General features: G+C 37.9%; 18 protein-coding genes and 1 riboswitch. Of the genes, 7 read left to right on the top strand and 11 right to left on the bottom strand.

Going from position 1 to position 20561, the window contains the following annotated elements; translation table 11 throughout:
• Nucleotides 1-220: 220 nt before the first annotated feature.
• From ACFCYJ_RS07535 to thiW, 7 genes are all read left to right on the top strand, one after another.
• On the top strand, nucleotides 221-763 hold the full coding sequence (locus ACFCYJ_RS07535) for a helix-turn-helix domain-containing protein (protein WP_079559677.1): 543 nt from the start codon (nucleotides 221-223) through the stop codon (nucleotides 761-763).
• A 17-nt stretch (nucleotides 764-780) separates the two neighbouring features.
• Nucleotides 781-1887, top strand: coding sequence for an ABC transporter ATP-binding protein (locus ACFCYJ_RS07530; RefSeq protein ID WP_376072816.1), 1107 nt, complete (start codon nucleotides 781-783; stop codon nucleotides 1885-1887).
• Nucleotides 1877-2689 carry an ABC transporter permease gene (locus ACFCYJ_RS07525; RefSeq protein WP_376072813.1) on the top strand — a complete coding sequence of 271 codons (813 nt, stop codon included), beginning with the start codon at nucleotides 1877-1879 and terminating at the stop codon, nucleotides 2687-2689. The genes ACFCYJ_RS07530 and ACFCYJ_RS07525 overlap by 11 nt, the downstream gene beginning before the upstream one ends.
• Complete coding sequence (locus tag ACFCYJ_RS07520) at nucleotides 2686-3483, top strand: ABC transporter permease (RefSeq protein ID WP_376072810.1); 798 nt, start codon at nucleotides 2686-2688, stop codon at nucleotides 3481-3483. Before ACFCYJ_RS07525 ends, ACFCYJ_RS07520 begins: the two co-directional genes overlap by 4 nt.
• A complete protein-coding gene (locus ACFCYJ_RS07515) occupies nucleotides 3480-4553 on the top strand; it encodes an ABC transporter substrate-binding protein (RefSeq protein WP_376072807.1) in 1074 nt (357 codons plus the stop codon). The genes ACFCYJ_RS07520 and ACFCYJ_RS07515 overlap by 4 nt, the downstream gene beginning before the upstream one ends.
• Nucleotides 4554-4776: 223 nt before the next feature.
• On the top strand, nucleotides 4777-5973 hold the full coding sequence (locus tag ACFCYJ_RS07510; protein ID WP_376072804.1) for an MFS transporter: 1197 nt from the start codon (nucleotides 4777-4779) through the stop codon (nucleotides 5971-5973).
• Nucleotides 5974-6040: 67 nt separating this feature from the next.
• A riboswitch (TPP riboswitch) is annotated at nucleotides 6041-6148 on the top strand.
• Nucleotides 6149-6249: 101 nt separating this feature from the next.
• Nucleotides 6250-6750: an energy coupling factor transporter S component ThiW gene (thiW, locus tag ACFCYJ_RS07505; protein WP_376072801.1), complete on the top strand. Its 501-nt coding sequence runs from the start codon at nucleotides 6250-6252 to the stop codon at nucleotides 6748-6750.
• A gap of 65 nt (nucleotides 6751-6815) precedes the next feature.
• On the opposite strand, the gene ACFCYJ_RS07500 is transcribed toward thiW, so the two are convergent.
• The 11 genes from ACFCYJ_RS07500 to ACFCYJ_RS07450 all read right to left on the bottom strand — a co-directional run bounded on the left by ACFCYJ_RS07500 (nucleotide 6816) and on the right by ACFCYJ_RS07450 (nucleotide 20156).
• A complete protein-coding gene (locus ACFCYJ_RS07500) occupies nucleotides 6816-7295 on the bottom strand; it encodes an EVE domain-containing protein (RefSeq protein WP_376072798.1) in 480 nt (159 codons plus the stop codon).
• 15 nt (nucleotides 7296-7310) lie between these two features.
• Nucleotides 7311-7634, bottom strand: a complete 324-nt coding sequence (locus ACFCYJ_RS07495; RefSeq protein WP_376072795.1) for a hypothetical protein — start codon at nucleotides 7632-7634, stop codon at nucleotides 7311-7313.
• 108 nt (nucleotides 7635-7742) lie between these two features.
• Complete coding sequence (locus tag ACFCYJ_RS07490) at nucleotides 7743-8153, bottom strand: MarR family winged helix-turn-helix transcriptional regulator (RefSeq protein WP_376072792.1); 411 nt, start codon at nucleotides 8151-8153, stop codon at nucleotides 7743-7745.
• Nucleotides 8154-8322: 169 nt separating this feature from the next.
• Complete coding sequence (locus tag ACFCYJ_RS07485) at nucleotides 8323-10920, bottom strand: VWA domain-containing protein (protein WP_376072789.1); 2598 nt, start codon at nucleotides 10918-10920, stop codon at nucleotides 8323-8325.
• Nucleotides 10904-12652, bottom strand: coding sequence for a vWA domain-containing protein (locus ACFCYJ_RS07480; RefSeq protein ID WP_376072786.1), 1749 nt, complete (start codon nucleotides 12650-12652; stop codon nucleotides 10904-10906). The genes ACFCYJ_RS07485 and ACFCYJ_RS07480 overlap by 17 nt, the downstream gene beginning before the upstream one ends.
• A gap of 11 nt (nucleotides 12653-12663) precedes the next feature.
• Nucleotides 12664-13539: a DUF58 domain-containing protein gene (locus ACFCYJ_RS07475; RefSeq protein WP_376072783.1), complete on the bottom strand. Its 876-nt coding sequence runs from the start codon at nucleotides 13537-13539 to the stop codon at nucleotides 12664-12666.
• Nucleotides 13536-14531 (bottom strand): AAA family ATPase, encoded by a 996-nt coding sequence (locus ACFCYJ_RS07470; protein ID WP_376072780.1) that lies wholly within the window; start codon nucleotides 14529-14531, stop codon nucleotides 13536-13538. Before ACFCYJ_RS07470 ends, ACFCYJ_RS07475 begins: the two co-directional genes overlap by 4 nt.
• Nucleotides 14532-14542: 11 nt before the next feature.
• Nucleotides 14543-15970, bottom strand: a complete 1428-nt coding sequence (locus ACFCYJ_RS07465) for a hypothetical protein (RefSeq protein ID WP_376072777.1) — start codon at nucleotides 15968-15970, stop codon at nucleotides 14543-14545.
• Nucleotides 15971-15982: 12 nt separating this feature from the next.
• Entirely contained in the window at nucleotides 15983-16831 is an 849-nt protein-coding gene (locus ACFCYJ_RS07460; protein ID WP_376072774.1) for an ABC transporter permease, read from the bottom strand.
• Nucleotides 16828-17763, bottom strand: a complete 936-nt coding sequence (locus ACFCYJ_RS07455) for an ABC transporter ATP-binding protein (protein WP_376072771.1) — start codon at nucleotides 17761-17763, stop codon at nucleotides 16828-16830. The genes ACFCYJ_RS07460 and ACFCYJ_RS07455 overlap by 4 nt, the downstream gene beginning before the upstream one ends.
• Nucleotides 17763-20156, bottom strand: a complete 2394-nt coding sequence (locus ACFCYJ_RS07450; RefSeq protein ID WP_376072768.1) for a hypothetical protein — start codon at nucleotides 20154-20156, stop codon at nucleotides 17763-17765. Before ACFCYJ_RS07450 ends, ACFCYJ_RS07455 begins: the two co-directional genes overlap by 1 nt.
• Nucleotides 20157-20561 lie beyond the last annotated feature (405 nt).

Here is a 20561-nt window from a genome sequence, read left to right as displayed (position 1 = left end):
CTACTTTTAACAATTTTATTCTAGTTTAAACGAAATTTTTCTACACAAAATTTATGTATAATTTCTAAAAATTTCATCTACTTTTTTTTCATTAAAAATGATTGCAAATTCTTTATTATTATGTATAATTGTAATGGTTTTAGTAAACTAAAAGTTTCGTTAAAGTAAACTTCGTATTTCAAAAGTTTATGATTGCTAAACTTCTTCTAGGAGGGAAAAGATGCAAATAGGAGCAAAAATCAAAGCGCTTCGTTTAAAAAAAGGTCTTACCCAAGAGGAGCTTGGAGAACGTACAGATTTAAGTAAAGGGTATATTTCACAATTAGAACGTGATCTAAATTCACCTTCCATTGAAACACTATTTTCACTATTAGAAGTTTTAGGGTCAACACCTAAGGAATTTTTCGATGATGGAGCACCTGAACAAAAGGTTGTATATACAGAGGAAGATCAATCCACTTATACAGATGAAGAAAAGAAATATGAAATTCAGTGGCTGATTCCTACATCAAATGAAAAAGAAATGGAGCCCATTTTCTTAACACTTGCTGCTGATGGTGAATTTAAGCAGTTTGAACCCTCCCTTTCAGAAACATTTATTTATGTTGTCGAAGGGCGTATTCGTCTCGTTTTAGGAGATGAACAGTACATAGCGAGTGAAGGCAATGCTCTCTATTTTGAAGCGACAGATCATCATCAAATTTTTAATGCACATGCTGATGAAACCAAAATTTTACTTGTCGCAACGGATTCATATTTATAGCTTAAGGAGGCGCATCTATGACAACGAATTCGATTATCCGCTTTGAAAACGTTTCAAAGTCCTATAATGACGGCACGGTCGTCTTAAAAAACATTAACCTGGAGCTAGAAAAGGGAAAATTCTATACACTACTAGGTCCGTCCGGTTGTGGTAAAACAACTATTTTACGTATGATCGCTGGATTCACAGAACCAACAACAGGAAATATCTATTTTCATAATAAAAAAATCAACTCAGTGCCAGCAAATGAACGCCAAGTAAATACTGTTTTTCAAGATTATGCTTTGTTTCCTCATTTAAACGTCTTTGAAAACGTCGCATTTGGGCTTCGTATAAAAAAGCTTCCTGAAAGTGAAATTAAAAACCGTGTTGTTGAAGCATTAAAATTCGTTAACTTAGCAGGCTATGGCAATCGTGAAATTTCTGAAATGTCTGGTGGCCAACGTCAACGTGTTGCAATTGCTCGTGCGATTGTGAACGATCCTGAAGTAATTTTACTTGATGAACCTCTTTCAGCTTTAGATTTAAAGCTACGTACAGAAATGCAATATGAGTTACGTGAGTTACAACAACGACTTGGAAAAACATTTGTATTTGTCACACACGATCAAGAAGAAGCACTTGCCATGAGTGATGAAATCTTTGTCTTAAGTGAAGGTGAAATTCAACAATCTGGTACACCGGTAGATATTTATGATGAGCCAATTAACCGCTTCGTTGCTGATTTTATTGGTGAATCAAATATTGTTCCTGGCGTGATGATTGAAGATTTCAATGTAGAATTTGCTGGTAAAGTTTTTGAATGTGTTGACCAAGGTATGAAGCCAAACGAAAAAATCGATATTGTCATTCGCCCAGAGGATTTAGAAATGACAACAATCGATAAAGGCAAGCTTGTCGTTAAAGTTGATACTCAATTGTTCCGTGGGGTGCATTATGAATTATCTACGTACGACAAAGATGGGAATGAATGGCTCGTGCATTCATTGAAAAAAGCTGAGGTAGGGACAGAAATTGGTTTAGACTTTGATCCAGAAGCAATTCATGTAATGCGCTTAAATGAAACAGAAGAAGAATTCGACAAACGTTTAGAGGCGTATGGAGACGACGAAGATGCAAACTAAGACTTCGAAATCAGCCTTATTTCCATATGTTTTATGGATTGCGTTTTTCGTTATCGCGCCGATTGCACTCGTTGTTTACTATTCCCTACTAGATATACATGGCAATTTCACGCTCGATAACTATAAAGCATTCTTTTCTTCTGTCTATTTAAAAATGACATTAAGTTCATTCTGGTATGCGTTTTTAATTACGTTCTTTACGTTACTTGTTTCGTATCCAACAGCCTATTTTTTAACGAAGACGAAACATAAACAGCTTTGGCTTTTACTAATTATTATTCCTTCTTGGATTAATCTTTTGTTAAAAACATATGCCTTTATTGGGATTTTCGGCTTGTACGGTCCATTAAATGCATTTATCGAAGTATTTGGTTTTGATCCGAAGCAAATGCTATTCACTGACATTAGCTTTGTGTTCGTATCCGTTTATATTTTTATTCCATTTATGATTTTACCGATTTTCAACTCATTGGATCGTTTAAATCCGGCTCTTGTTTATGCCGCACGTGATTTGGGGGCATCTGCCTTTACTACATTCCGTCGCGTTATATTGCCTTTAACAATGGACGGTGTTAAATCAGGTATTCAAGTTGTATTTATTCCTGCATTATCACTCTTCATGATCACTCGTTTAATTGCAGGAAATCGTGTTATTACACTGGGTACAGCTATTGAACAACAATTCCTTGTAACCCAAAACTGGGGAATGGGTTCAACAATTGCTGTTTTCTTAATTTTATTCATGGTCATCGTTATGTTAATTACAGGACAGAAAAAGGATAAAGGAGGTCGCGTACGATGAAAAAACTATCTGCTACAGCAAGAGTGTATTTAGCGATTGTTTTTATCGTTTTGTATGCACCTATCTTCTATTTAATCTTCTATTCGTTCAATAGTGGCGGATCAATGAATAATTTTGAGTCTTTTACGTTAGAACATTATATAGCCGTATTTGAGGATTCACGTCTACTCGTAATTCTAATTAATACAGTTATCGTCGCATTACTCTCTGCATTGATTTCTACAATCATTGGGACACTAGGAGCTATTGGCATTGTCACTGTTAAAGATTCAAAAATGCGCAATACACTACTTTCTTTAAACAATGTGTTAATTGTTAGCCCGGATGTCATTATTGGTGCAAGCTTCTTAATTTTATTCACAATGATTGGTATTAAATTAGGATTTACTTCTGTGTTAATAGCACATGTAGCGTTCAGTGTCCCAATTGTTGTACTGATGGTCTTACCGAAACTATTAGAAATGAATAAATCATTAATCGATGCTGCATTAGATTTGGGAGCAACGAAAAAAGATGTCTTGATGCGTGTTATTTTACCGTATATTCAACCTGGTATTTTTGCGGGGTTCTTCCTTGCCTTAACGTATTCTCTAGATGATTTTGCGGTAACGTTTTTCGTGACAGGTAACGGCTTCAGTACATTATCTGTTGAAATTTACTCGATGGCACGTGCCGGTATTTCCTTAACGGTTAACGCTATATCTGGTTTAGTATTCTTTGTAACGGTTATCGTCGTAGTTGGCTATTACTTCATTACAAGCCGCGCTAGTAAAAGAACGGGGGGAACTCAATGAAGCAATTAATTCAAGCAACAATCGCCATACTTGTCGTTTCCGCCCTTTTATTCTATGCTGCTGACGCCCTAAGTGCTGGTGGTGGGAAAAGTGGTAAAGATACGTTAACTATCTTTAACTGGGGAGAATATATTGACCCGGATTTACTAAAGCAATTTGAAAAAGAAACAGGCATTCACGTCATTTATGAGACATTTGATTCAAATGAAGCAATGATGACAAAAATTCAACAAGGTGGTACGGCTTACGATATTGCAGTCCCTTCTGAATATATGATTGAAAAAATGAAGGAAGAAAACTTACTTATTCCTTTAGATAAAACGAAAATCCCTAATTTAAAAAATATCGATCCTTATTTTTTAGATTTACCATTTGATGACGACAATAAATATTCTGTTCCATATTTCTGGGGAACAGTCGGTATTGTCTATAATCCAAAGCTCGTTGGAAACCTAGACTTCTCATCTTGGAAGGACTTATGGGATCCTTCATTAAAACGTAAAGTCTTTTTAGTAGACGGTGCACGTGAGGTAATTGGCATGGGCTTAAACAGTCTTGGCTACTCACTCAACTCTTTAAATAACCAGGAGCTACGTAAAGCTACTGATAAACTAATCACATTAGCGCCAAATGTTAAAGCCATTATTGGAGATGAAATTACACCGCTGATGGTTAATAATGAAGCTACTGTAGCACTCACTTGGTCTGGTCAAGCAGCTGACATGTTGTCGGAAAATGAAGATTTAGACTTTGCTGTACCAAAGGAAGGCTCAAACTTATGGTTTGACAATATGGTCATCCCAAAAACGTCAAAAAATATAGACGGTGCACATGCCTTCATTAATTTTATGCTAAAAGCTGAATCAGGTGCTAAAAACGCTGATTATGTAGGCTACTCTACCCCTAATACTGCAGCGATGAAGTTAATGGATAAGGAAGTTGTATCTGATCAGCGCTTCTATCCTTCAGAAGAACAACGCAAAACATTGGAAGTTTATACGAACTTAGGCCCTGATTACTTAGGCAAATACAATGAGCTGTTTTTAGAATTTAAAATGAGTATTCGATAAACCATTTTAACCCACTTATAGCTGTTCTCACGTTACAAACGTTGAGAACAGCTTTTTTCGTTTAGCTGGAGGTAAACTTCTGTGGAAAAACTAGCAGGTCGTATTTATGTTAAATAAAAGAATCCCTATAACTTTACTAGTAAATCTCAGACTTATAGTCAATAGTAAACGTACAAACCTTGTGGTAGACTGTAGTATATTTGATTAAAGAAAGGGGTATTCGATGACCCAGCAGAAGTCTAACAAGGCGGCTTTGTATATTTTAATGTTTAATATGTTTATCGCAATGGGGAGTATCGGAATTATTATTCCTGTCATGCCTGATTATTTAAAACTATTTGGTGCTGCAGGACAAGTACTTGGTATGTTGATTGCAACGTTCGCCTTTGCACAATTCGTATTTTCTCCAATCGCTGGGAATCTTTCGGATCAATACGGTCGAAAAAATCTCATTATTTTCGGTCTTATCGTAACAGGACTTGCACAAATTGGTTTCGGGCTTTCTACAGATGTATGGATGCTCTTCTTGGCACGCTTTTTAGGTGGTCTTGGTTCTGCATTTGTAGCTCCTCCTATAATGGCTTTTGTGGCAGATGTCACAACGTATGAGGAACGAGGAAAAGGTATGGGTATGCTAGGGGCAGCAATGTCCTTGGGTTTCATGATCGGACCAGGTATCGGTGGATTCCTCTCAAAAGTTAGTTTGCATTTTCCATTCTATACTGCTGGATGTGCAGCTATCTTAGCAGCTATTTTATCGTTCTTTTTATTACCTGCTACAAAACCAAACACTGCGAAAAAAGCGCAGAAGCAGGATAATCTTGCAAAACAGATGGCCCGTTCAGTCCGAATGCCTTATTTTGTCATGCTAATCATCATGCTTGTATTCTCTTTTGGGATTGCTAACTTCCAAACAACATTATCATTATTTGTGACAGAGAAGTTTAATTACACACCTACTGATATCGCTATTATTTTAGTTATGGGCGGCGCTTTTGGTGTTGTTGTACAGATGTTTGTTATTACACCGCTGTTTAATCGCTTCGGCGAAATGAAAGTAGTGTTAGTCAATTTATTTATTGCAGCCGTTTCGATTTTCTTAATATTATTCGCATCTGGTTTTGCACTTATTTTAATTGTAGCGACAATCTTCTCTACAGCTACGACATTGATTCGCCCAGCTGTCAACACATTGATTTCAAAGCTTGCTGAGAATGAACAGGGCTATGCAGCTGGTCTAAACAATGCTTATATGAGTCTTGGTAATATGATTGGTCCAGCTTTAGCAGGTATATTATTCGATTGGAATATGAACAGTCCTTATATATTCGGGTCTATTATTTTAATGGCTTGTTTCTTCCTTGCCCTTATTTGGACAATGAAAAAAGCACCACATCTTATGCATCCTGATACTAAATAGTCTGAAAAGTTATTGACTATTTTTAGTAGTATGCTACATTAATATGTGAAAAACCAAAAGTTCTATTAATTACCACTAGGGGAGTCTTTAAAAGGCTGAGACGTATATTATCATATACGGACCCTTTGAACCTGATCTAGTTCACACTAGCGGAGGGAAGTGTCGACACTTGCTTTTTACTATTAAATGCAAGGCCGCTTCCTATTGTTTTAAGGAAGCGGCTTTTTTGTCTGGTTTATCAGCAATTCACTAAAATACTAAAAAGGAGTGGAGATTATGTCAATTCGAAAATTAACAATCATGGCCTTATTAGTAGCAATTGCCGTAGCAGGTTCTACCTTCGTATCCATACCAATGGGAATTGCGCGTGCCTATCCTGTACAGCATGCTATAAATGTTATTGGCGCTATCATTCTTGGACCAGTGCCTACTGTTATGGTCGCCTTTGTCACAGCTATTATTCGTATTTTAACAGGCACAGGCTCATTATTAGCTATACCTGGCAGTGTCATTGGTGCTTTATGTGCAGCTCTTGCCTATAAATACAGCGGCAAGCAATGGCTAGCAGGTGTCGGTGAAATGTTTGGAACAGGTATTATTGCCTCTCTCATTGCAGTACCTTACGCGCATTTAGTAATGGGAACATCCGTTGCTTCTTTATTTTTCATGCCAGCCTTTTTAACCTCAAGTACTATTGGTGCTATGTTAGGCATTGTCATTGCTAGCAATTTGCGTAAGACTGTATTTGTAACTAACCTAAACACTCTGCTTAAATAATATTTAAAAACGTTACTTCTTAATGATAATTAATTAAGAAAGTAACGTTTTTTGTCCAACCAAATTCATCCATACTTCAATGGTAATCCCATTTCATGAGCAATTAATAAAAAATCTTTTTTACTTATTTCAAAATGACCAAACCTGAATTTATAGCCATATTTCGATGTATCTTCTACAAATTCTAAATAATCTAAGATCCTTTTTATTGGTACAGCCTTTGCCTCTTTATAAAAGTCTATATCTCTTCTAAAAGGAATAAAATTTTCTGCCATTTGGAACTCGTATATTCGCTCGTCCTTTATCCTTCCAATTGCGGTAAATGCTCTTACAGGCTCGTTACCATCTAGACTGTTTTTAGGAGAATAATAAATGATCCAATCTCCTTTTTGCATTCGTTTCAAAGGTCTCTCTTTACCATGACATAACTGGCCGAATCCTCCCTCAACCCCTTTTTGAACATGATTAAGAGATACTACGCCAATCCAATATTTCGTGTCTCTTTCAGGCGTAGGAAGAGGATTTTTATTAGGATTTAATGACATAGCTACCTTCTCCTTTTATTTTGGATTCATCATAAATGATTTTATTTTTTCATTTTCAAGAATCAGCTTCTCTTCCAGAATCACTGGGTTTGGTAAACCATCCCAAGTTGTTGAAACAATTGCGCTACATTCTATATCATCGCCTTCAATATTTTGGATCGTTAATTTAAAGCCTTTCGGCATAGGTGACATGTAAAAGTTCTGTATTTCTTTTCTTCCTTTAAAAACTTCCCCTTTAAAATTTTTCAATTCTCCATGATCTGCATACATATCGGATAAATCTTGGCCCTCTTCTTGTGCTCTTCTTAAATACTCCTTCATAACCTCTACAGCTTTCATTTCTCATCACTCTTTCTTTTTTATTGATAAGGTTATCAATTATGCCTCGGCATAATTGCATCCGGAGGCTTTAACTTCTTTCAGCAGGTTGCTGAAAAAAGTTAAACCCTATTCACGATTTTCATATACTTTTGTCAAAATGTTTTTCAATTGCTCTTTTTCTTCCAATGAAAGTACGTTTAAAACTTCATTCTCAGAAATTGCAAGGGTCTTCATTAATTGTTCTACCAAATTTTCACCCTGCTCCGTAAGGCCTATTAAATTCTCTCTTCTATTTTCTTGATTTTTCTCCCTATAAACATAATCTCTTCTTTCTAGATCATCGATAAAAAAGCGGACACTGTTTTTATCCAACTTTAGCATCTGTCCTATTTGAATTTGGCTAAGTTTTTTTTCTTTTACCGCCATCATGATCCCGACTTCTCTGGATTTCATTTGAAATTTTTCACTAATATATTGCTCGAGATTTTCCTCTAAAGCCTCTGCTAATTTAAAACTTAGAAAACCAAATGAATTCATTATAGTGGTCATGTCTGATCCCCCAAATATGTAGTACTTAAAAATAATAGTAATATTTTATTACTATCATCAATTATTACATTAATATGTATTGTTTACAAGTTTTTTGTGAGAATGACAAAAAACGATGGCACATCTCTAAGAGCGATGCACCATCGTTTTAAATTTTTTAAGGTCGTTTTTTCATGCCCTTTAATAGCTGGGCAACATTTGTGTCCTCTGCATGTATTGGTTTTTCCTCTACACGCTGTTCTTTTTTCTTTGGTCTTGTTAGGAAGCTCCAACCAAAGCGTCGAATGGTAATATCAATGAAGAATAGCAGCATCCCTGCTAATAAAAGCCATGTTGCAATATTTTGGCGTTCCGCACCTTTTTTAGTAAATTCACGGAATACTTCGCTCGGTTCTTTTAAAACGGAGCCGTCTGTTTGCTTTGTTAGTTCTTCGACTAGCTTATCATTTACTGGGCGTAATTCATACTCAGCACTATAAGGTACACTTAAGCCTGCCTGGTAAATAGCCTGTTGTTCATCGGCAATGCGGAAGAAGATAAGTCCTGGTTCTGCTTGTACGACGGCTCGAATTTGTGATGCTGAAATTGTTTCAAGCTGGGTTTCAAGTTCTTCACCCGCTTCGTTGACAGCGACAATATCTAAGAACGCCGCTTCATTTGTTGGGTCAGTGATGACAAATGAGCCGTCTGATTCTAGACGTACATCGTAGGCAACGTCGTTATAGCTTGGTAGCATTTTTGAAATAAGCGTTTGCCAAAATGTGCCCCAATTTTGCCATCTTGCCCAGTCTCCTGTCCATTTTCCTGTCGAATCAGAAGTAAAGGCGAATGTTTTGCCAAGGCCATATTGCCACTCTGCTAGTACTGGATCTTCCTTTCCACTTTCTGCAATAACAGTAGCTCCCTGCTTTGCGGTCGTACCGATATAAGCGTTCATTTTAGGTACACCATTTGCAAATAACGTATTCCAGCCAGATGCATTATATATAGTTGGATAGAATGGGTTGTCCTCAATATATGTTCGTGAAATCATGGCAGTTTCACGAGATAAAATAGAGGGAATTGTCTGCTCATCAATAACATCGTAGAAACGCCCACTGCCCATCTCACTGAGCGCTTCAAGTAAGTTGGCGTCTGCATCTTGACCAATTGCAACCGTTGAAAGAGTCGTACCATTTTCTTTTCCTTGTGCAATTAAATCTTCATAGTTACCTGGCTGTGACTGTCCATCCGTTAATAAAATAATATGTTTACGCTGTAGCTTTAAATCAGCTAAATTTTCATAAGCTTTAGCAAGTGATCCATATATTTCGGTACCACCACCCGGCGTTACAGATAAAATCGTATCTACTGCTTCTTCCTTCTTGCCAAGTGGTCCTGTCTCAATAATTTCCCAAGGTCGATCATCAAAGGCAATAAATCCGAGCGTATCTTCATCTCGTAGCATTTCAACTGAACGAGCGGCTGCCTCCTTAGCGAGCTCTAGCTTTGCTCCAGACATACTTCCAGAGCGGTCAAGGACAATAACAAGCCCTAATGACGGTAATTGTTCCTTACCTTTAATCTCCATTTCAACAGGTAGTAAAGTTTCGATTGGTGTTTTAAAATAGCCTCCTAGGCCAAAGCTATTTTCGCCACCGACCATTGTAAAACCGACACCAAAATTTTTCACTGCCTGCTCAATGACATTCATTTTTGCCTCGCCTACTAAATGCCCTGGCACATTATCAAAAATGATGGCATTGTATTGTAAATAACTAGAAAGTTCATTTGGTAAACTTTTAGCATCTACGACATCATAGGAAATTGATTGTTTGCCAAGCGCTGCTGCAATAGGTGAGGCCGTATTATAGCCATTAACAATTAGTAAATGCGGTTCACTTTGCACCATCGTGACGCTTGTTAATTTATTATTTTCAAAAATGGCATCCTGTTCGACCTGCACGAGTGCCTCATATTTTACAAGTCCTTCAGCCGTTGCTGAATGTTTATATGTAAAAATATTTGACCCTTCTGCAAGCTCCACTGCCTCACGATGAATAAGCTTATCGTTTTCGTATAATAATAGCTCACCTCGTTCTGCTACGGTCGCATTTATTTCAGCGACTAACTGCTGCTGCTCACCTACATAGGCAACTTGTGGTGTGACAAAGCTTTTCATGGATACATCCTTAGCTACAGGTTGGTTAAACGGCACTACATCAACACTAATATTTGACCCTTTAAACTTCGATGCAAATTCTAAGGCATCTCCTTTTGTTTCATTGCCATCCGTTAAGAGCACAAGTCGTGTTGCTTTTTTCGGATCTACAATACCTGAAGCGAGCTGTAGGCTCTGTTCAATATTTGTTTGATCTGTTGCTTTTATAGCTGTAAACTTCGGCACTTCCTTTAAAGACTTCGATAAAATGGCTTCCGTTTGTAATGTCGATGAAAAAGAATAAATCCCTGCAAGCTGTTCATCTTTTTTCGACTGTAAACTTTCCGCCATAAAATTGGCCATCTTATCATCTGTACCATTCATTGAAGCAGAACGGTCAACTAAGAATAATACTTGTTCTTCCTTTACAGGCAATAAAATATAGGGCTCAGCAAGTGCAAAAACCAAACAGCCTATTGCCACAATACGAATACCTAGTACGACGATATGACTTTTTTTTAGTCGCTGACGTTCACGCCAATAGGTCCATCCAAAATACATAAGCAATGGAAGTAAAAGCAACAATGCTAATGGCATATCAATTCGTAAATCCACGACGTCGTTGCACCTCCCACTCTAAAACAAGTAATACTAAAATCATAAGGATCAGCCAAGGTACGAACGAGGTTTTCGAGATTTCTTTCTTACCATTGTCCGGAAGCTCTCCAAGCGTATAGCTAGTCCCTTTTTCAATTACACGCTCCTGCGCTTGAAGCTGTACGATGAAGCGCTTTTCTTCATCTTTTGAGCGAGCTCTATAAATTCCTGGCTTCATTGGTGCAGTTAATAGACCATTAGTAATGGACGATAAAAACTCATCTTCCTGCGAATATATACTCCAATCACCTTGTGCTAAAGCAACTGCACGTTGCTCATTTGGTGTAAAAATACCAAGTGAACCAAGTGATTCTGAAAGCTCCTGTTCAGCACTCCATAAAAATAATGGGAATGAAGGATGTAATGGCCAATCTGTATCTGCAATATCAGCTAATACGACAATATCTCCTTTAGGTGAACGCTGAATAAATGGCTGGTCTCCAACTGATGCAATCGTTTTATAGTCGTCGAATTCAGGATATATAGCACTGACGTAAATATCTTTTAGCTCACTAAATGCAAACAATGCATCACTTGTTGTTCCGACTTCCCCAGTAGCTTCAACCTTCTCAACGTCATCCCGTCCAAATAAAACTATTGGCTTGTCCATCTTTCCGAGTAGTGCCGTCTGATTTGTCACCACTGTGGCATCCTGAATGTCAGCCACTTGTGAGGAAGGAACTATTTTCACATTACTACTATTAATCGTTTGCAAACCTTTTTGAATGAGTTGATGCATACTTTGATCGACAGCTACTTTTGAAGTCGCTGTTTGTAGCAATACCGTTTGTGAATTATCAACAGCGTAATCGTCCTTAGCATCTATCTTGGCAGTCATAGTATCTTCTAATGGTAGGTCTTTAAATGTTTTTGTTACGGCTTCATTTGGAGGTAATGCAACACTCTCCGTAACGATCTCCTTACCTTTAACATTTTCTATCGAAAGTGTTATATTTTGCTCTTTGTCCGTATCATTTTGTAACTGTACAAGCGCCATAGCAGATTGTCCATCTGTAGTAGCAGCAAAACGTGTAATTGCGATATTTGTTAAGTCCTTTGCAGACCCTTTTACGATCCACTTCACCGTATCTTTTTCCATCGGTAATTGCTTTTTATCGAGCGAATCTGTAAAGACATAAATAGATGTTGGTGTATTACCGACAAAAGCCTGTGCCACATCTAAAGCTTTATTCATTTGAGCGGTTTCATATGTTACGTGTAATTCATGTATGGCTTTTTCTATATTTTTTGTATTTGTTTCTTGCTGTAATATAGCTTTTGGCGTATTGCCTGTTGTAATGAGTGTCACGGGTCTTCCATCAAGCTCATTGACCAATGACAGCATTTCTTTTTTATGTGTATCAAATGTTGATTGCTCTTTCCCTGCTAACATTGTTGCAGACGTATCTACGATGAAAATCGTCTGCGCGCCAACAATCGTCGACTTTTTAACGTACGGATTCATTAATGCCAGTACAAGTAAAAGAAGAGCTAGCAGTTGTAAATAAAGCAGTGCATTTTTTTGTAGATGTTTTAAGTATGGTGATACACGTGTTTCTTGCATTATTTCCGACCAAAAAAGTGTGGAGGATACGGTTTGATCGGTATATTTTTTTCGAAAGAAATAATATAGAAGGACAATGACCGGGATGATGGCCGTCCAGCTAAAAAGTATTTGACTAAAGCCCAATACGGCTCACCTCACCTAATCCAATGTGCTTTTAATAATTGTTGGAAGATAGCATGCTGTAATCCATCTTCTACTTTAAGCTGTAATTGTCGAACACCGAAGCGCCGACAAATTGCCTCAAATTCCTCTTCATGTAATAAACGTCTAGCTAAATATGTGTCCAAAACTTTAGAAGACATCGTAACATTTACATCTCTGCCCGTTTCACGATCAAGTAAGCGCACATCACCCGTATATTCTGGTGATAGTTCTTCTTGCGTAACTATTTGCAAAATACGTACATCCCCTGCAAAGCGTGGTAGCCTTTTTAAAAGTTGCTCCCATTCCTCGATCGGCTCAAGTCCGTCTGTGACAATAAATAATACTGTACTATCTTTAGGCAATGCTTTGAAAGCTCCCTGTGCGAAGCTATTTGTATAAGTTGCTTGTTCAATTTCTGTGACCACCTGTAAAAAGGCGCGACGATACATGGCACCTTTACGACGAAACGGTGGCTTCACTTCTTCCTGTAGAAAAGAAAATGATAAGCGATCATCGCGGCCAAGCACCATTAGGCCAAGTGAGGCAACAATTTGCCGGGCAAAAGTCCATTTTGCTTGATCGCCCATCGATTTCGTTGTATCTAGCAAAATGTGTACACGCATCTCTTGTTCATCTAAAAAACGTTTAATAAAGTATTTATCAGTTCTTGCAAAGACATTCCAATCCACCTGACGTACATCATCACCTAAATGATATTCACGAAAATCTGAAAAATCGAGCGATGCTCCGAAGCGTTGCGAACGGTGCGAGCCCTTGTGCTGCCCACGTAATTTGGAGGCCGTTGCCACTTGGAAGCGACTGATTTTCGCTAACCAATCCTCGGGCAATAATAATTTTTGTGTCACCTGCTAACACCTTGCTGTACTTTTTCTAAAATGACATCAATTACATCGTCTGCTGTTTTACCTGAAGCCTCCCCTTCATAATTCAACAGCATACGATGGCGTAACACTGGCTTAGTCACAGATTTAATATCCGCTACAGAAACGTGGAAACGTCCATTCATAAGCGCCCTTGCCTTCGCTAATTTGATTAAGCTTTGTAAACCTCGAGGGCCGCTACCGTACATGGCATATTGCCTGACCTCATCAATAGCATCGACTCTCTCAGGATGTGTAGCCACTACAAGGTCCGTCGCAAATTCGAGCATTTCATCAGCAACTAGTACTTCCTTGACCATTTGCTGCGCTTCAATCAGTGCTTCTGTATCCATGATCTTTTGTAAATCAATTTCCTTAGCGCCTGTTGTACGCTTCATAATTTCCATTAGCTCACTTTTCTCAGGATACGGCACAAGAATTTTACATAGGAAACGGTCCATTTGTGCTTCTGGCAAAGGATACGTTCCTTCCATTTCAATCGGGTTTTGTGTTGCTAACACGAAAAATGGTCTTGCCATCTTCTTTGTATCTCCTAAAATTGTTACAGTTTTTTCACCCATTGCTTCAAGCAGTGCACTTTGTGTTTTTGGTGTTGCTCGGTTAATCTCATCCGCTAATACCATTTGGCTAAAAATCGGCCCTGGCTGGAACGTAAACTGCTGCTTGCCATCAGGTGTGCGCTCAATCATACTTGTCCCTGTAATATCCGCTGGCATTAAATCTGGTGTAAATTGAATTCGCGAAAATGATAAATCTAGTACTTCAGAAATTGTACGGATTAACATCGTTTTCCCTAAACCTGGTAGGCCCTCTAATAATGCATGCCCATCAGCAAGGACTGCGTATAATGTATAATCAATTGCTTCCTCTTGTCCGACAATAAAGCGATGGATTTCTTCTTTTACTTGTTGTAATTTCGTACTCATTTCAACATATTGCTGCTCTGTAAATGCCATTCCTTTTCCTCCTACTGAGACTCAATTGACGTGAAATAAGATTGCACGACATTTTGTAAATCCTTCGGTAATTGTAAACGCTCTGAGCTTTCTAAATAGCTATCTTTATAGGAGCCTATTACTTCCTCATACGGACGGATAGAACCTTTAGTAATCGGACCATTTCCTTGTTGCTCTGAAACATGTGAGCCATCTCCTAATGCTCCACCATCAACTGAAGTCTGACTAGAGCCACCAATTCGTTTCGGTGTTGTTAATAAATCGCGGCCGCCCTGTCCTGTTCCTGCACCGTTTCCATTTCCATTTCCATTTCCATTTCCATTGCCGTTGCCCTGACCTTGTCCGTTCCCTTGACCATTACCTTGTCCTTGTTGATTGCTTTGACTCGATCCTTGTCCCTGACCTTTACCACTAGCCTGTTGAGAACCGTTTTGGGAATTAGGTTGGCCTTGTTGTCCTGTTTGACTTTGCTGATTGCTCGGCTGTGAATTCGCTGTTGCATGTTGATTTTGATTTGAATTAGCATTGTTTTGCTGATTGTTATTTGCACTATTGGCACTCGCTATAGCATTTTGTAGCGTATTACTTGCGGGTTTCCCAAGCTTGCTCATAGCTGTTTGAGTAGCATTTGCATTTTCCGTTAGCTCCTGCTGCATTTGGGCAAGCTCTTTCAATTGCTCCACTTCTTCCTTCGATAAGCCTTTCTCGTCAGAAGCACCGTCCTTACTAGCCGTTTGCTTATCTTTTAATTGTTGTTCCTTTAAAGTAAGCTCCTTTTGCTTTTTCACGACTTCACGCAATGCTTCTTCTGCTGTTTCTGCCTCTTTTAACGTATTTTGCAATTCTTTTAATTGCTCTTTCACTTCTTTTGTTTCTGCTGTTTTCTCTAATTTAGCAACTTCCTTCTTAACGTCCTCAATAACAGCTTTTTCTTTTTCCACTTCAATTGCTTCCATTTGTGTAGCTGCTGGGAACATATAAAGAATCGCTAGTACGACAGCTGTTCCAAATAGTCCAATCAATGCTTTTGGCCGGAACAGATTTTTCTTTCGAGCTTTAAAATCAGCAAACGCCTTTTCAACGTTTTCTACTGCTTTCGTTAGTAAAGATTGCACGAGTGGGTCCTGATCATCCTCGAGCGATAAGGCTGTCACTAGCTCATTGTGAGAAAAATAATCATCCAGTGTATGCAATGCTGCCTTTTCCTTTACACGCTTCCACCATATAAATAGCACGGTTGCTAGGATGACAACTATAAAGGTGGCAAGAGCCGTTTGGCGATAATACGGCCAAATAAAGAGTCTTGAAACAAGGAAGAGGGAAGCACTCGAAAGCAATGCCAAAAACAAGCCGTACTGTGCAATTGGAATACTTCTTTCTACTGTTAAACTCTTCTTAGCACGTTGAATATATTTTCGTAATTGCTTACGATGCTCCATAAGATTTCCTCCTTATCGGTTGCTTTTCATATTGGCACGTAATTTTTTAATCGCAATCGTTAAACAAAAAACAATAATCAATGAGTAAGCTATTAAGTAACTAATCCATACAGGTAATTCCACTCCCGAAACCTGTGCTAATGCATCGCCCATAGACGGCGAAGTAAGTGTAAGCATTAATGCACCTGGGTTAATAGAAGCCCAAAAGTAAGCCATATAAGAAGTCGTCGTACCTACAGCTGTATTACCCGTTTGATGGAAGGCAATTGTTATAAAGAAGAAAAACGCTGTAATGCCACCTAAAAAGATAATCGAACCATACGTAGAAATCATCGCAACAATCGTTCGCTTAGTAATGGTTGAAAACATAACACCAATACTTCCAATTGCTACAACTGTTAATAAATAAAATAAAAATATCGAGATTAATTGAGACGGTGATACACCACCAAATAAAAATACTAAACTATATAATGGTAACCCTGCGATCAGCATTAATACTAAAAATGCTACCGAAGATAATAATTTTCCAATGATGATTTGAGTAGAGCTTTGTGTCGTTGTTAGTAAAATATTTAATGTTTGCTTTTCCCTTTCGCTACTAATTGCACCGGCAGTTAAGCTAGGTGTAATGAAAAGAACTAGAGCCATTTGTAATATTGTTAATACCGCAAACATCATAAAGCTCATTTCTGGTCTAAAGAAACCCTTGCCTGTGAATCCAGTCGTTATAAGCAAAAACCCTGCGATAAAAATACAAATAACCGCTAAATAAAACATTAGACCTGAAAAGCTTTTAAAAGAACGGAAGCGTAACTTCAATTCTTTTACGAACACCGGATTATAAAATCGTTCCATCATTGATTATCCGCTCCCTTCGTAATAGCCATAAAGACATCTTCTAAATCTTTTTCCTCTTCACTTAACGCATAAATAGGTAAATTCGCAAGTATTGCTTTTTTCAACAGTGCTACCTGATCAGCATCTGTTCCACGGTAATTAAAGGCTATCTCTAAGCGATTCTCCATTACATTTATAGAAGAAATTAGTGGATCCTCCTCCAAGAATGCACGTACCTCGTTTAAACGATCCGTTACTTTTACTACGATACGTTTCTCCCCCTGTAGCTGTGCTTGAATGGAAGCCACATTGCCATGAGCGATAAGCTTACCATTATCAATCACACCGATTTCATCGCACATTTCTGCAAGTTCAGGCAAAATATGTGAGGAGATTAAAATCGTTTTTCCCATGGATTTTAAATTCCGTAAAATATCACGCATTTCTACTCGTGCACGTGGATCCAAACCTGATGCAGGTTCATCTAAAATTAATACTTTAGGATCGTGAATAAGAGCACGTGCTAAACATAGACGCTGCTTCATCCCACGTGACAGTAAATCAACATAGTCAAACCGTTTATTTGTTAAATTTACTAGCTCTAGCAGCTGTGGAATAAGTACTTTTCGTTCAGCTACCCCAATGCCGTAGCTGGCACCGTAAAAGTCTAAGTATTCGTCTACTTTTAGTTGATCATAGACGCCAAAGAAATCTGGCATATAACCAATTAGTTTTCGTACTTCTTTTGGTTCCTTAATAACGCTCTTTCCATTAATAAAGGCATCACCTGAAGTTGGCGACAGCAATGTTGCTAAAATCGAGAATGTAGTCGATTTACCTGCCCCATTGGCACCTACAAAGCCAAAGACAACCCCTTCCTCCAAAGATAGATTCAAATGATCTAGTGCTGTAAAGGAGCCATATCTTTTCGTTAAATCACGAATTTCAATCATTATTTCGCCACTCCCTTCAGCTCTACATCTGGTAATTTTGTTAGCTCACCCGTTTGATCTGGTCCGAATTTAACCTCAATTAACAATTCATCATTATCATTGAAGTATTTTTTTATGTTATCTGTAAACACCTGTTTCTTATCTACTAACGGCTCATAAGTTTTCGTCTCATTATTCCAAACCGATAGCTGCATACGATTACTATCCTTATTCGAAATCGTCAGTTCGTTAAATGTTTGAACTGCATTCATAAAATGATCTGGCATTGCGATGGACACTTCATATAAACCATCAGACAACTGCCAACTATTTAACTGTTCATCAATTTTGTCATAATTCGAATTAGGAGATAGTGGGCTTACCGCATACGTAAAGTTGTTTCGCTTCATCACAAATGGACCTGATAGCTCTATTTTCCCATCAAATGGCTGAACCAAATAAGTAATCGGAGACATATTGGCACCTTTTTCTAGCTCAACTCCAACAATAGCTTGATCGGCCCATGCTGTAATGACAGGCTTTTTATCCTTTTCTACAAGTGATAATGCCATAGTTTTCATAGACTCGATACGTGAAGGATTCACTTCTTCCTTCTTCGTTGGATAGTTATTGTAATTATAATTAGTAAAATCAGATGGTTTTTGAAGAACTGTTGCTTTTAGCTCCTTATCTACTTGAAGTGTACCGTTCGCTTCAATGTCGCCAAGTTTAACTTCTTTAATGCCAGAGATTAACGTAACGTCCTTTAGGGCAAACGGGAAATTGTTCTTAATTGTCCCAGTTAGCTTTTCATTGTTTAACGTAATATCGATATCCATCTTGCCAATATTTTGTGCCGCAGTCTTCCCTGCAAACGACTGAACAGACCAATAACTTAAATCACGTAGTGTTAACGTTGAACCATTAGCATTTTCCTTAATATAGGATGTTTCATGTAAATCCTCCCTTGTCCCCGCGAAATTATTGGAATTTCGCAGCGCTAATGCACTTGTATCCTTATCTGCATTAACAACAAAATCACCGCTACGATTTGTTAAAATGGACTCCACATAATAACCATTTAAACTACTATCTTCATTTACTTTATAAAATGCAGATTGTTGAATTTGCGGTTGCCCAATTCGATCTTTTGCACCAAAAATAAATAGAACAATAGATAACACAATGGATATCGCAGGAATGATCCACCATGCATGCTCACGCTTGTCTATTTTCTTTAAAATAAAATATAAAATAGGTCCGATAATTAAAATATATAAAATTATTACAATGAGCATATAGCTAACAGATACTTCAAACGAAGGGAATAATTCATTTATACTACGCAGGTCATATGAAATTTGATCCACCGGCGACTGTCCATTAATGATCATCCCTTGTTGTGACACCTTTTGAACATCTAGCATTTTTTCAACTAACGCTGGATAGCCATCCATAGATGCAAGTGGTTGATCTCCTAAAGAAAAGGCTGTTTGAATAATTTCCCCACTGCCAACTTTTTTCTTAGACGCTAAAATCTTATTGTTATCTGTTAATACAGGAATACTTCCTTGATTTTCAATTGCCCCATAAATAGAAATAGGTTGTGTAAAAGTTCCGCCGCCTGATAATTTTGATAGACTATCTGCCGAAACGGATGTCATTTGGTTGGATAATGCTAGAGGTAAATAATCCTTGAAAAGACCTGCTGTTGCATTTACTTGATCAGCAGCCCCTACTAATAAAGTTCCGCCATTCTGTACCCATTTTAGTAAAGACTCTTGTTGCTTTTGCGATAAATCAGCAATAGCAATTTCATCGATGACGATAACATTCGCCATTGCAAATCCTTCTGTATCCTCCGGCAATGAATATTCCTTAATTTGATTTAAGTTAAAAACTTCAACATTATTTTGAGGAGCTAATTGAGATAAACGCAAAAATGCTGATAAACGATCACTTTTATCCGTTAATGTATAAATAAAAACTGATGAAGGATCTAAAAGGTTACCTTGTAGCTGTGTTGTTCCTTTATAAGCAACCTTTTTTCCTTTTTCAATGCTTCCTTCATAAAATGCAAACACATCTGCACTCCAGGAATCGATACCTTCTAGATAAAGATCATATGTTTTTTCTTCTCCTGCTGCTATATCTATTGGAAGCACTTTAGCTGATGCAGCTTGATAGGAACTGGAGGCATTGATGACCATATCTCCAGAAAAATCTTCACCTATATTTTTTACTGTTATTTGAATTGGCACAACTGATTGGTATTTAGCTTTACCCGCAATCCCTGCCTTAGCCTGTACCTCTAACGTAGCTGTAGCAGTAGCACTTGCCTGCTCTACAGGCAGAATAAGGCTAATAACAAGCATAAATAGTAGTATGAGTGCCGCTATTTTCGTTTTCTTCAAAAACTCATCCCCTTTTATGTAAATTGATAGTTAAATAATTATACGTTTTAAACTGCACTTTGTTCCATTTCTTATGATATCTTCATGAATATTCATAAACTCTTAAGAATTACCTAATTACCAATTTCAGGGATGATATTTATTAAAACTTAGATTGGAGGCTGGATGACACCTAGGGATTAACGTCACAGATTAGACCCTGAGGCGAAGAGGCTCATCTTACGCCCCCAGGAAGCTTTGCTCTGCGCAAAAGCGTAGCGGCAGCGGCAAATGTTTTATCTGTGCGAAAGCGTAGCGGCAGCAACAAAGCGCCAGTCGGAACGGAAATCAACCCCACGTAATGATGATTAGCCTAAGAATTTGTTAATCGATAAAAAAAGACAACCCCTAGTGAATCACTTGGGA

Origin of the sequence: Lysinibacillus sp. NPDC056232, from assembly GCF_042267565.1 — a bacterium.
Classification (GTDB): Bacteria; Bacillota; Bacilli; order Bacillales_A; family Planococcaceae; genus Lysinibacillus.
This window is presented reverse-complemented; position numbering and strand designations above follow the sequence as displayed.